Origin of the sequence: Cellulomonas sp. SG140 (assembly GCF_025770785.1) — a bacterium.
Classification (GTDB): domain Bacteria; phylum Actinomycetota; class Actinomycetes; order Actinomycetales; family Cellulomonadaceae; genus Cellulomonas.
Genome location: NZ_JANZLA010000006.1, coordinates 142828 through 155059 on the forward strand (window position 1 = coordinate 142828; position 12232 = coordinate 155059).

Sequence of the window (12232 nt, forward strand, 5' to 3'; positions counted from 1 at the left end):
GGGGCTAGGGAGCAGCATGCGGCACGCCACCGACAGAGCCGGTGCGGGCCAGGTAGAGGTCCGACTCCCAGGGTTCGGGATCGGCTTCCAGACGAGCGACGACGTCGTCGAGCCAGGCGATCTCCGCGGCGAGCATCGCCCGCTCGTGGTCGACGTCAAGGACGAACCGCAGCGGCAGCTCACGCTCCGTGCGCAGGTGGGTGAGCGTCGACGTGGCGGACGCGTGGGCGGCGGCGAGCCGCTCCCGCCGGGCCGCGAGCGCGGCGAGGGCCTGGTCCCGTGGCAGGTGCGGCGCCTCCGCGAGACCGACGGCGAACGGCGGGTACGTCCGCTCGTCGTCCGCCAGCAGGCCGGTGAGCCGCGGGATCAGCGCCGCGGTGCCCGCGTCCGTGGCGCGGTAGGTCGTCCGCTCGGGGCGCCGACCCTGCCGCTCGGTCCCCACCGCCTCGGCGAGGCCATCCGCGACCAGACGTTCCACCGCGTGGTAGACGGCGCCGACGGTCACCCGCGTGAGCCGGGTCTCGGCGCGCTGCTCGAGCGTGCGGAACACCTCGTACGGGTGCATCGGCTCCTCGTGGAGCAGCGCGAGCGTCATGACCGCGACGACCGACAGCTGCGGCATCGGTGCTCCCCTCGGTATGTTCCCTGCGGAATAGTCCGGGGAAACCATAGAGCCCACCGTTGCGCCCGGCAAGCGCACGAGCAGACGGGCGGTGCCGGGCCCTCCCCCGGCACCGCCCGTCTTCGTGCGGCCGTCCTCCGCCGCGACTACCGCCTGGTGACGGTGACCGCCGTCTGCACCACGGGGGTAGCCCGGATGATCGGGGAGGACAGCCTGGCCGTGAGCGTCTGGGTCCCCGGCTGTCGCGCGGTGGCCCGGTAGCCCAGGCTGACGGACCCACCGGGGGTCGGCGGGGCGGTGGTGATCGCCCACTCCGTCCCGGAGGCCGCGGTGATGTTCACGCCGCTGGTGCCGTCGCGGTTCTCCGCGCCGGACGACAGGGGCGCACCGGCGGACCCGCCGAGGGTGCCGTAGGAGAACCACTGACCCTCGGTGGTACCCGTCTGGATCCAGACCTCGAACGAGCTGGCCGGACCGTGGCCCCAGGCCTGCACCTGGTCGTAGTCGACGACGAGCCAGTGGTTCGTCCCGTCGGACAGGGTGCCCACGCGGATCGCGCCGCCGCCGCTTGCCGGGTCGAGCGACAGGTCCGTCCAGTACGGGGCCAGCACGTTGTTCGGCCTGGTCGGATCGGGGAACGTCTGCGTGTTGCAGCAGTCGTTGTCCTCGGCGGTGCCGCCGCCGACGACCACGTACCCGTTGGAGTCGATGCCGATCCGCGTGTACGTCTCCCCGCCGTACTGGAACGCCGGCACGTCGTAGTTGGTGATCGTCTCGTCACCGAACCCGGTCGCCGCCGGGATGCCGAAGGACGACAGCGGCAGGTAGCCGCCTGCGGGGCTGGCGCCGGGGGTGATGGACGTGATCGTCGGCGGCAGTGCCGGGCTCAGCGTGCCCGTCCAGCGCAGGCCCGACCGCGTGGCCGTCCCGGGCGCCGCCACCGAGGTGATCGGCAGACCGGGTGTCGAGGAGACCTCGACCGTGGTCGGTGCGGCCACGGCGGCGAAGTTCGTCGCCGTCACGGTGCAGTCGGTGCTGGCGCCCCGCGCCAGCGTGGTCGGGTCGCACGTCTGCGTCAGGTGCACCGCCGCGTCACCGGTGTTCACCACCACCGGCAGCACCACCGGAACCGCACCGCCGCTGGTCAGCGTGATCTGGCCGCTGTGCCACCCGTGCGCGGTCGCGGTGCCGTCCACCAGGATCCGCAGCCTCTGCGTCTGGCCCGGCCGCAGCGTGAACCGCGCCGGCTGAACGGTCACCTTCAGCCCGTCCGCACCGGTCGCCGCCGCCGAGAACGCCAGGGTGCGCCCCGAGACGTTCTTCGCCGTGCGCGTGGTCAGCAGCGCGCCCGGCAGCGGGTTCACCGCGATGCTCGGCAGGTCCAGGTCCACCCGGTGCAGCGGGTCGGTGGCGCTGGCCGCCATGTCCTTCGCCGAGACGTCGAACGTCAGCGTCGGCTGCACCGCCCGGTCGGCCCGGATGGAGCCGGCGCCGCGGTCGAACACCCCCGCGGGGCCGCCGTCGGCGTTCACCACGGACTGCAGCGAGGACGTCATCAGCGCGGACTTCACCTGTCCCGGCGTCCAGTCCGGGTGCGCCGCACGGACCAGCGCCGAGATGCCGGTGGCGTGCGGGCTCGACATCGAGGTGCCCGCGATGGCCTGGTACAGCTGGCCCTTCGGCCCGGCCGGGATGTCCACCGGGGTCGGGGTGTTGCCCGCCAGCACCTGCACCCCGGGCGCGGTGATGTCCGGCTTGAGGAAGTCACCCACCGGTCCGCGGGAGCTGAACCCGGCCATCACGTCGCCGGTGGCGGGCGTCAGCGCCCCGGTCGCCCAGGTGGCCGTCACGCCGGTGTGCGCCGCGAGGAACGCGAGCAGCTCGTCGTTCGGACCCTCGAGGTGGATGGCCGGCAGGAAGTGGTTGTCCGTCTCGGTGTCCGACGGCGTGGGGTTGTAGAGCACCATGCCCGCCGCACCGCCCTGGCTGGCGAAGTACCCCTTCTCGACGCGCCCCCCGCCACCGCCACCGCGTTCGCAGACCACCACCTTGCCGGTCAGCGACCCGGCGGCGAACGGCTTCAGGCAGTACTGGCCGCCGGTGTAGCCCGGCACGTCGGCGGCGAGCACCACGGGGGCGTCGGTGACGCCGGTGGTCAGCGTGGCGCCCTGCTTGGTGTAGGTGGCGCCGTCGGCTGCGGTCAGGTGCAGCACGGACGCGAAGGCCCGGTCCGACGTGGACGCGCCGACGGTGGTCACCCACGGCCCGGCGTGGTTCGCCGTGCCCGCGGTGGGCCCGTCGTTCCCGGCGGACGCGTTGACGCTGATGCCGGCCTCGTAGGCGTCCAGGAACGCCAGCTCCACCGGGTCGGTGTACGCCGAGGTGCCGCCGGAGATCGAGTAGTTGATCACGTCGACCCCGTCGAGGATCGCCTGCTGCACGGCCGCCACCGAGTCGGACTGGTAGCAGCCCGCCACGGCGCACACCTTGTAGGCGATCACCGAGGCGCCCGGCGCCATGCCGGCGACCGGACCGCGGTCCGTGCCGAGCAGCGGTGCGCTGGCGACGTAGCTGCCCGCCGCAGTCGTGGCCGTGTGCGTGCCGTGCCCGTCGGCGTCGCGCACGGAGCACGCAGTCGCCGAGCAGTACTCGTCCTTGCCGATCGCGCCCTGGGCTCGGGCGGTGTCGAGGAAGGCGTAGGCGCCGATCAGCTTGTCGTTGCAGGTGAACGCCGCACCGAGCGCCGGGTCGCTGCCGTCGCCGAACTGGCACGCCCACGGGCCGCCGGCCGGCTTGGGCAGGCCCACGTCGGTCAGCATCGGGTGCTCGGGCCAGATGCCGGTGTCCAGCACGCCGACGATCACACCCTGGCCGGCGTGGTCACGGCCGCCGAGCGACGGCCACACCTTCTCCGCGCCGACGAATGCCGTGGTGCCGTTCTCGAGCGCACCTGCGGTCGGGGCAGCGGTGGTGCCCGCGAGCGCCGTCGTCGAGACCCCGGAGCCCAGCTCCGTCTGCACGTGCTCGAGCGCGTCCTGCTGCACCGCGACCACGCCGGGCACCTTGAGCAGATCCTTGGCACGGTTCGCCGGGAGCGTCACCGCCAGACCGCCGTACGCGAGGTTGTAGGTGCCGCGGACCGTCGCGGACGGCACGGCGGCGCGCACGGCGGCCGACGCCTTGTCCGCCTTGCCGCCCAGCAGGCGCAGGTACGACGAGACGTTCGAGTCGCCCGTGCGCAGCGCCTTGCCGGTCACCTCGGGGCTGGTCGCCGCGAAGCCCGCCACGTCGCCGGAGTAGGCGGCCGCCGCGTCGTAGTCGAGCTTGACCATGATCGTCGTCGGTGCGGTGTCCGTCCGGGCGAGCAGAGCGGGATCGCTCTGCGCCAGCCGCGCGCGGCTCGCCTTCGGGGTGTCGATGGGCGCCGACGAGGGAGTCACCGCCGCCGCCGTGAAGCGGCCGGTCGGACCCGGGTCCGGTGGCGCCGCCTGCGCCGGGATCGTGCCGAGCGCGGTCGCGACCGCAGCCCCCACCGCCACTGCCCACATTCGGGTCCCCGACCGTCGAGTCATCGACGCCCCCTCTGTCAGTCACCACAGGTGTTACACAAGTTGGCGGGAACCGTAACGGGTGCGGGGCCGCGCTGACCAGGGGTTGACCAGGGCGGATCGTCGGGCGCACACTCGCGCGCCCGTGTGCGGTGAGCACACGCTGACCCCGTTTGTTACGAGGCCTGTGACAACGGGGCGAGGACGGTTGGCGGGGAGACGCCGGAGGGCGGGGACCCCACGGCCCCCGCCCTCCGCGGCCCTTCGGTACCGCGCTACGCCTCGATGCCCTCGAGCATCTCGGTGACGAGGGCCGCGACGGGCGACCGCTCCGACCGGGTCAGCGTCACGTGCGCGAACAGCGGGTGGCCCTTGAGCGCCTCGATCACGGCGGCCACGCCGTCGTGCCGTCCGACCCGCAGGTTGTCCCGCTGCGCGACGTCGTGGGTGAGCACCACTCGGGAGCTCTGCCCGATCCGGGACAGGACGGTCAGCAGCACGTTGCGCTCGAGGGACTGAGCCTCGTCGACGATCACGAAGGCGTCGTGCAGCGAGCGGCCGCGGATGTGGGTCAGGGGCAGCACCTCGAGCAGGTCGCGGTCGAGCACCTCCTCGACCACCTCCTTGCTGACCAGGGCCCCGAGCGTGTCGAACACCGCCTGCGCCCAGGGGTTCATCTTCTCGGCCTCGTTGCCCGGCAGGTAGCCGAGCTCCTGCCCACCGACGGCGTACAGCGGCCGGAACACCATCACCTTGCGGTGCTGCCGTCGCTCCAGCACCGCCTCGAGGCCGGCGCACAGCGCCAGCGCAGACTTGCCGGTGCCGGCCCGACCGCCGAGGGACACGATGCCGATCTCCTCGTCGAGCAGCAGGTCGATGGCGATCCGCTGCTCGGCGCTGCGGCCGTGCACCCCGAACACGTCCTGGTCGCCGCGCACCAGCTGCACGTGCTTGTCGGCCGTCACGCGCCCGAGCGCCGAGCCGCGGGGGCTGTGCAGCACCAGGCCGGTGTGGCAGGGCAGGTCGCGGGGGCCGTCACCGGGAGCGAGCCCGTACGTCAGGTCGATGTCGGCCAGCGCCAGGCTCTCGTCCTCCCACAGCCGCGACATCTGCTCCTCGGACAGGTCCAGGGCGTCCATCCCGGTCCAGCCGGAGTCCACCGCGAGCTCGTGCCGGTACTCCTCCGCCCGCAGCCCCATCGCCGACGCCTTGACCCGCATCGGCAGGTCCTTCGAGACGACCGTGACGTCACAGCCCTCGGCCGCGAGGTTGGCGGCCACCGCGAGGATGCGCGTGTCGTTGTCACCGAGCCGGAACCCGGCCGGCAGCACCGTCGGGTCGATGTGGTTCAGCTCGACCCGCAACGTGCCGCCCGCGTCGTTCACCGGTACGGGCGCGTCGAGGCGGCCGTAGGTGATGCGCAGGTCGTCGAGCGCACGCAGGGCGCTGCGGGCGAAGTAGCCGAGCTCGGCGTGGTGTCGCTTGGCCTCGAGCTCGGTGATGACGACGACGGGCAGCACCACGTCGTGCTCGGCGAAGCGCGCGATCGCCTTGGGGTCCGAGAGCAGGACCGAGGTGTCCAGCACGTGCGTGCGGCGTCCGTCCCCTCCGGTCGTGCCCGACGTCGTGCTCGTGCGAGCGGAGGTCGATCCGTTCTGCGCAGTGCTGACCACGGCAGGCTCCCTCCGGCGCATCAGCGCCGTGTCGGGCACCTCACGCCGACGTCCCCGCAGGGACCGCCGACGAGCGGCGACGGGGTGCGGTCGGCCGGCCCGACGAAGGGCCGGACCGGCCCTCCTCCGCGGAGCGGATGCTCCATGGGCTGGCCTCCCGGGGACGGCGGGAGCCGTCCACTGAGCCGACGCTAAGTCCGTGCGCGGCGCGCTCCGCACCACGACACGCCCCGTTCCGGCGGATCATCCGCTCGACGACGAAGAGTTCACCTGGCCGTCACACGGACGTCGTCGTGCGTCTCCTACAGGCCCAGCCGGCGCTCGCGCGCCACGTACGAGCGCACCGCGCGCAGGAAGTCGACCTTGCGGAAGCTCGGCCAGTACGCCTCGCAGAAGTAGAACTCGGAGTGCGCGCTCTGCCACAGCAGGAACCCGCCCAGCCGCTGCTCGCCGGAGGTACGGATGACGAGCTCCGGGTCCGGTTGACCCTTCGTGTACAGGTGCGCGGCGATGTGCTGCACGTCGAAGTCAGCGGCCAGGTCGTCCAGGCTCGCGCCCTTGGCGGCGTTCTCCCGCAGGTACGACCGGACGGCGTCCGCGATCTCGTGCCGCCCGCCGTACCCCACCGCGACGTTGACGTGCAGTCCGACGACGCCCTCGGTGGCGGTCTCGGCGTCCTTGAGCGCCCGGGCGGTCCGCTCCGGCAGCAGGTCCAGGGCACCCATCGCCTGCAGGCGCCAGCGCCTGGTCGCCGCGAGGTTGCGCACCGCGTCCTCGATGATCTCCAGGAGCGACCCCAGCTCCTCCGGGTCCCGGGACAGGTTGTCCGTGGACAGCATCCAGAGGGTGACCACCTCGACGCCGACGTCCTCGCTCCACTCGAGCAGCTCGGCGATCTTGTCCGCACCGGCGCGGTGGCCGGTCGCCGAGGACAGCCCGATGCTGCGGGCCCAGCGACGGTTGCCGTCGAGGATCACACCGACGTGCCGGGGCACACGGTCCCGCGGCAGGCTCGCGGCCAGGCGGCGCTCGTAGAGCCCGTAGAGCGGGTGTGGCAGACGCACGCCGACGACTCCTCCGGGTCGGGGTGGTGGCGGAGGAGCACCCCCGCTCGGCACGGGATCACGGTACTCCGCCGCCCTCGCGCGGGCCGCTGACGCAGGACCTCCGGCGTCGACACCCCGACCTACGTCCACGTAACCTACGGTGTCGTAGGTTTCTGTCAGCCAGCCGAGGAGACGCCGTGAGCTCGAGCCAGGTCCCCTCCACGGGCCACGGTGTGCCGGACCCGTCGCAGGCCGCGCACCAGGTGGCCGAGGGGCTGTCCCGGGTGGGTCAGACGGTGGCGCACCAGGTCAAGCCGCGACTGCGCGGATGGATCCACGCCGGGGTCGCACCGCTGGTGCTGGCGGCGGCGATCGTGCTCGTCGCCCTGTCGCCGACCGCCGCCGCGCGGTGGTCGAACACCGTCTTCGGCGTGTCGGCCGTGCTGCTGTTCGGCACCAGCGCGGTGTACCACCGCGGCCACTGGTCACCCCGGACGGCCGCGGTGCTGCGGCGGCTGGACCACACCAACATCTTCCTGATCATCGCCGGCACCTACACGCCGCTGGCCGTCCTGCTGCTGGACGCCCGGACGGCACGGACCCTGCTGCTGGTCGTCTGGATCGGGGCGCTGATCGGCGTGCTCGGTCGGGTGTTCTGGCTGGGCGCACCGCGGTGGGTCTACGTGCCCATCTACCTGGCGCTCGGCTGGGTGGCCGTCGGGTTCATCCCGTCGTTCGGGCGCACCGGCGGTGCCGCCGTCGCGTGGCTGGTGATCGCCGGCGGGGTCGCGTACACGGTCGGGGGGATCGTCTACGGGATCAAGCGACCGAACCCGAGCCCCCGCTGGTTCGGGTTCCACGAGGTGTTCCACACGCTGACGGTGCTGGCGTTCGCCTGCCACTACGCGGCCGTGTCGATCGCCACCTACCGGCTGCGCTGAGCGGCGGCCGGGGCGCCGCGCCGGAGCAGGGGGCCGGCGCGACGAGCGTGGGTCAGGCGCGGGTCAGCGCGGGACGACGGCGTACCGGCGGTTGGCCAGCGACGGGTTCGCGGCGCGCACCTGGTCTAGCCGGTCGGCGTCGAGGTCCACGGTGCGCATTGCCGGCTGCTCGTCCATCTCCAGGCCCACCACACCGTCCGGGCCGACGACGATCGACCGGCCGACCACACCCCTGCCGGCCTGGCCCACCGCCACCACCGCGCAGGTGTTCTCGATCGCCCGGGCGATCGCCAGCGCGCGCCAGTGCATCGCCTTGAGCGCCCCGTCGGCCCATGCCGCGGGCACCACGAGCACGTTCGCCCCCGCGTCCACCAACCGCCGGGCCGACTCGGGGAACCGCAGGTCGTAGCAGGTCAGCACCCCGAACCGAAGCCCGTGCAGCGGCAGCACCAGGGGCGTCGCACCGGCCGGACCGGCCTCCAGCACGTCGGACTCCCGCGCGCCGAACGCGTCGTACAGGTGCACCTTCCGGTACGCGCCGACCAGCTCGCCCGCACCGTCCACGGCGACCACCGCGTTGACGGCGCGCCTCGGGTCGGCCGCCGGCAGCAGGCTCCCGGCGATCACGGCGACACCGGTCCGCGCCGCCTGCTCGCGCAGCAGGGTGACGAACGGTCCGTCGAGCGGCTCGGCGAGGTCGACGGCCACCGCTCGAGGGTCGAACGCGCTGGTGTACTCAGGCAGCACCAGCACGTCGGCCCGGGCGTAGGAGGCCGTGCGGAACGCGTCGCGGACCGCCTCGCGGTTCGCCGCCCGGTCGGTTCCGGTGCTCAGCTGACCGAGCGTCACCCGCACCGCGGGACGCTCCGGCGGGACGGGACGGTCGGCCATGCGAACCTCCTGTGCGGGGTGGGCCGTGCGTGCTGAGGGGTGCGGTACGCGACGGTTGCGTCAGCCGGCGCGCGGCGGGGTGCCGTGGCCGGTCGGTCCGGCGCTCGGCGCGTCGGTGCGGTGCTCCGTCGGCTCGGCGACCGGCGCGGCCGGCGGGCCACCGGGGACGGGCGTCGTGCCCGGCGCATCGAGGCGGGTGCTGTTGCGCTCCATCCGCCGCATGCCGCGCACCAACGAGATCGCCAGGCCGATCACCACCACCGCGAGCGCGAAGGTGAACAGGAACCCCGCCAGCCCCGGTGTGCCGCCGCCCACCGGGTTGTCGTCCAGGTTGCCGACCGGTCCGGGCGCCGGCGTCGCGGCGGCCACCACCCACACCGCCAGTCCCGTCACCGCGCTCATCGGCCCTCCACCATCCCTCGCACGCCCGCGAACAGGTCGTCCTCGGGCAGCTCGACCGGGACGCGCGTCTCGGCGAGCTCGAACTCCTCCCAGGGCCACACGCGGCGCTCCAGGTCGCGGGGGGCGGCGAAGAACCACCCCTCGGGGTCGATCTGAGTCGCGTGCGCGCGCAAGGCCGCGTCGCGGCGGTCGAACCAGTCGGCGCAGGCGATGCGGGTGGTCACGGGCCGCTCCGGGATCTCGCGTGCCGCACGGGAGTCGATCCAGTCACCGAAGGGGCTGGACAGCCCCTCGGCCGTCAGCGCGTCGTGCACGGCCCGCATTCGGGACAGCGAGAAGCCGTGGTCGTAGTAGAGCTTCAGCGGCGCCCACGGCAGGCCGGTGCCGCGGTAGCGCTCTGGGTCGGCGGCGGCCGCGAACGCCTCCACGCTGACCCGGTGGCACATCACGTGGTCCGGGTGGGGGTAGCCGCCGGTCTCGTCGTACGTGGTCATCACGTGCGGCCGGAACTCGCGCACCAGGGCGACCAGCGGTGCCGCGGCGACCTCGAGCGGCTGCAGCGCGAAGCAGCCCTCCGGCAGCGGCGGCAGCGGGTCGCCCTCCGGCAGACCGGAGTCGACGAAGCCGAGCCACGTCTGCCGGATGCCGAGCGCGGCCGCCGCGGCGGCCATCTCCTCGCGGCGCACCGCGCGCATCTCGTCGAGATCGGTGATCTCGCGGCCGTAGCGGGGGTTCAGCACGTCGCCGCGCTCGCCGCCCGTGCAGCTGACGACGAGCACGTCCACGCCCTCGTCCACGTAGCGCGCCAGCGTCGCGGCGCCCTTGCTGGACTCGTCGTCGGGGTGCGCGTGCACCGCCATCAGCCGCAGTCGCTCGTCGGCCACCGGACCTCCCCTGCTCGCTGCGTACCGCGTCCCGGGAGCCCGGGGCGCTGCGTCCCTGCTGCCGCGGACGCCGCCGGGCCGAGCCCGACGAGTGACAATGATCGCGCACGTCGCCCCGCCACCCGCCGACCGTCGTCCGGAACGACGGCGCACAGCACCCCGACCACCGCAGGAGCCGCCCCGTGACCACGGTCCCGACCCGCCCGCCGGCGGGCCGCTACGGCCCCGAGCCGACCACGGGCCGACGCCTGTGGGCACGCATCGGCCTCGCGGCGCTCCTCGTGGCGACCCTCGGCGTCCTCGCGTGGCTCGGCTGGGGCGTGTTCCGCGACCCCGTGCAGTGGCGTGACGTGGGGTTCCACGTGGACGGCGCCTCGTCGATAGCGGTGACGTTCGACGTCACCAAGGCCCCCACGGCCACCGTCAGCTGCCGCGTGGTGGGGCTGTCGAAGTCGTTCGGGCACGTCGGCGTGAAGGACGTGACGGTGGGACCGGCCAGCGCGCGGACAGTGCGCGTCACGGTGACCGTGCCGACCGCCGAGGCGGCGGTCAGCGGCACGGTCACCGGGTGCGACGTCGTGACGTCCTGACAGCTTCCCCGGGAGGAGCCTGCAGGGGCTCCGCGGGACACCGGTCCCGGACGTCAGAACGGACGCGCCGCGACGATCTCCACGTTGATGTCGCGGCCGTTCGGTGCGGTGTAGGACGTGGTGTCGCCCACCTTGCGGCCGTTGATCGCGGCACCCAGAGGTGACGTCGGCGAGAAGACGTCGATGTCCGCGCTGCCGGCGATCTCGCGGGAGCCGAGCAGGAAGGTCATCTCGTCGCCGGCGACACTGGCCGTCACCAGCATCCCGGGCTCCACCACGCCGTCGTCCGCCGGCGTGCCGATGTGCACGTTGGCCAGCTTCGCCTTCAGCTCGCGGATGCGAGCCTCCTGCTTGGCCTGCTCCTCACGCGCGGCGTGGTAGCCGCCGTTCTCCTTGAGGTCGCCCTCGTCGCGCGCCTTGGCGATCTTGTCGACGATGTCGCGGCGCCCCTCGCCCTCGAGGTGGGCGAGCTCGGCCGTGAGCCGGTCGTAGGCCTCCTGCGTCAGCCACGTGGCCTCGGTCGTCTCGGTCACGATCGCTCCTTCCATGCAGTTCACGTGCGTCCTCGTCGGGCGTACCGGTCGGCGAGCGGGGTGGTGACCCCGCTGACACCTGCTCGGGCACGGCGCGACGACGGACGCGACGGTCGGGGTGCCGCCCCGGCGATCGGCGGACGACGACGACCCGGAGCCGGTGTGCGACGGGCCGCCGGTCCCCTCGCGGGGTCGGCGTAAACGGCCATCCTACCCGGCGAACCCGGAAGGGCCCGGTGAGCCGGTTCCGAGCCGGTTCAGTCGAGAGCGACCGTGCCATGGACGCCGAGCACAGTGTCGCCGCCCACCCACACCTGCTCGCCGTCCCGCTCGACCCGGACCAGCCCGCGCCGGCCGAGCACCGTCCCCTGCCGGATGGTGAAACGCGCTGGGACCAGCCCGGCCGACGTGAGCCACTGCCCGAGCCCGGCGGCGAGGCTGCCGGTCACCGGGTCCTCCTGCACGCCGACGCCGGGATGGAAGGCGCGGACCTCGACGTCCGCCGGTCCACCGGCAGGGTGCGGGGCGACCAGGCCGACCGCCTGGTCACCGATCAGGTCCCGGTCCGCCCGGGCGTCGAGCACGTCCTGCGCGGTGGTCAGCAGCAGCGCCGCCCAGCCCGGACCGTTGTCCACCCACTGCGCGGCCCGCACCCGGTCCGCCGGGACGCCGACCGCCCTGGTCAGCCGCTCACGGGTCGCGTCGTCCACCGGTCCGCTGCGCCGCAGCGGCGGTGCCGCGAACGCCGCCCGGCCCGGCACCGTCTCGTCGAGCCGGATCAGCACGAGTCCCACCGCGCACTCCTGCACCACCGTGCCGGGGGTCGCGGGGACGCCACCGGCCGCGAGCCACGCCCGGGCGGAACCGAGGGTCGGGTGTCCGGCGAACGGCAGCTCACCACCGGGGGTGAAGACGCGCAGGCGGTAGTCGGCACCGGCCTGGGTGGGCGGGAGCAGGAACGTCGTCTCGGACAGGTTGGTCCACCGGGCGAACGCCTGCATGGCGGACTCGTCCAGGCCGGCGGCGTCGTGCACCACCGCGACCGGGTTGCCGAGGGTGAGGGTGTCGGTGAACACGTCGACCTGGCTGAAGCGCACGGGCG

At 73.7% G+C, this 12232-nt stretch carries 11 protein-coding genes; 2 read left to right on the plus strand and 9 right to left on the minus strand.

Going from position 1 to position 12232, the window contains the following annotated elements:
- Positions 1 to 4 precede the first annotated feature (4 nt).
- From N0B34_RS12530 to N0B34_RS12545, 4 genes are all read right to left on the minus strand, one after another.
- The gene (locus tag N0B34_RS12530; RefSeq protein WP_263731733.1) at positions 5 to 622 is read right to left on the minus strand and encodes a PadR family transcriptional regulator; all 618 of its coding nucleotides are present in this window, start codon (positions 620 to 622) and stop codon (positions 5 to 7) included.
- A 146-nt stretch (positions 623 to 768) separates the two neighbouring features.
- Positions 769 to 4194: a S8 family serine peptidase gene (locus tag N0B34_RS12535; protein ID WP_263731734.1), complete on the minus strand. Its 3426-nt coding sequence runs from the start codon at positions 4192 to 4194 to the stop codon at positions 769 to 771.
- A 251-nt stretch (positions 4195 to 4445) separates the two neighbouring features.
- Positions 4446 to 5864, minus strand: a complete 1419-nt coding sequence (locus N0B34_RS12540; RefSeq protein ID WP_263731735.1) for a PhoH family protein — start codon at positions 5862 to 5864, stop codon at positions 4446 to 4448.
- Positions 5865 to 6145: 281 nt separating this feature from the next.
- On the minus strand, positions 6146 to 6907 hold the full coding sequence (locus tag N0B34_RS12545; RefSeq protein ID WP_263731736.1) for an isoprenyl transferase: 762 nt from the start codon (positions 6905 to 6907) through the stop codon (positions 6146 to 6148).
- Positions 6908 to 7086: 179 nt separating this feature from the next.
- Here N0B34_RS12545 and trhA point away from each other — a divergent pair, with 179 nt between their 5' ends.
- Positions 7087 to 7830, plus strand: a complete 744-nt coding sequence (gene trhA / locus N0B34_RS12550) for a PAQR family membrane homeostasis protein TrhA (protein ID WP_412175740.1) — start codon at positions 7087 to 7089, stop codon at positions 7828 to 7830.
- A 63-nt stretch (positions 7831 to 7893) separates the two neighbouring features.
- Here the strand turns inward: trhA and N0B34_RS12555 are convergent, their stop codons facing one another.
- From N0B34_RS12555 to mca, 3 genes are read right to left on the minus strand one after another with little or no spacing between them, the layout of a single operon-like run.
- Positions 7894 to 8721: a carbon-nitrogen hydrolase family protein gene (locus tag N0B34_RS12555; protein ID WP_263731737.1), complete on the minus strand. Its 828-nt coding sequence runs from the start codon at positions 8719 to 8721 to the stop codon at positions 7894 to 7896.
- Between the two features lie 60 nt (positions 8722 to 8781).
- The gene (locus N0B34_RS12560) at positions 8782 to 9123 is read right to left on the minus strand and encodes a hypothetical protein (RefSeq protein WP_263731738.1); all 342 of its coding nucleotides are present in this window, start codon (positions 9121 to 9123) and stop codon (positions 8782 to 8784) included.
- A complete protein-coding gene (gene mca, locus N0B34_RS12565) occupies positions 9120 to 9983 on the minus strand; it encodes a mycothiol conjugate amidase Mca (protein WP_412175752.1) in 864 nt (287 codons plus the stop codon). Before mca ends, N0B34_RS12560 begins: the two co-directional genes overlap by 4 nt.
- A gap of 206 nt (positions 9984 to 10189) precedes the next feature.
- Between mca and N0B34_RS12570 the strand changes: the two genes are divergently transcribed.
- Complete coding sequence (locus N0B34_RS12570; protein ID WP_263731740.1) at positions 10190 to 10597, plus strand: DUF4307 domain-containing protein; 408 nt, start codon at positions 10190 to 10192, stop codon at positions 10595 to 10597.
- A 53-nt stretch (positions 10598 to 10650) separates the two neighbouring features.
- Here N0B34_RS12570 and greA read toward each other — a convergent pair whose 3' ends face one another.
- Entirely contained in the window at positions 10651 to 11145 is a 495-nt protein-coding gene (greA, locus tag N0B34_RS12575; protein ID WP_412175742.1) for a transcription elongation factor GreA, read from the minus strand.
- 242 nt (positions 11146 to 11387) lie between these two features.
- Positions 11388 to 12227: a PhzF family phenazine biosynthesis protein gene (locus N0B34_RS12580; RefSeq protein WP_263731742.1), complete on the minus strand. Its 840-nt coding sequence runs from the start codon at positions 12225 to 12227 to the stop codon at positions 11388 to 11390.
- Positions 12228 to 12232 lie beyond the last annotated feature (5 nt).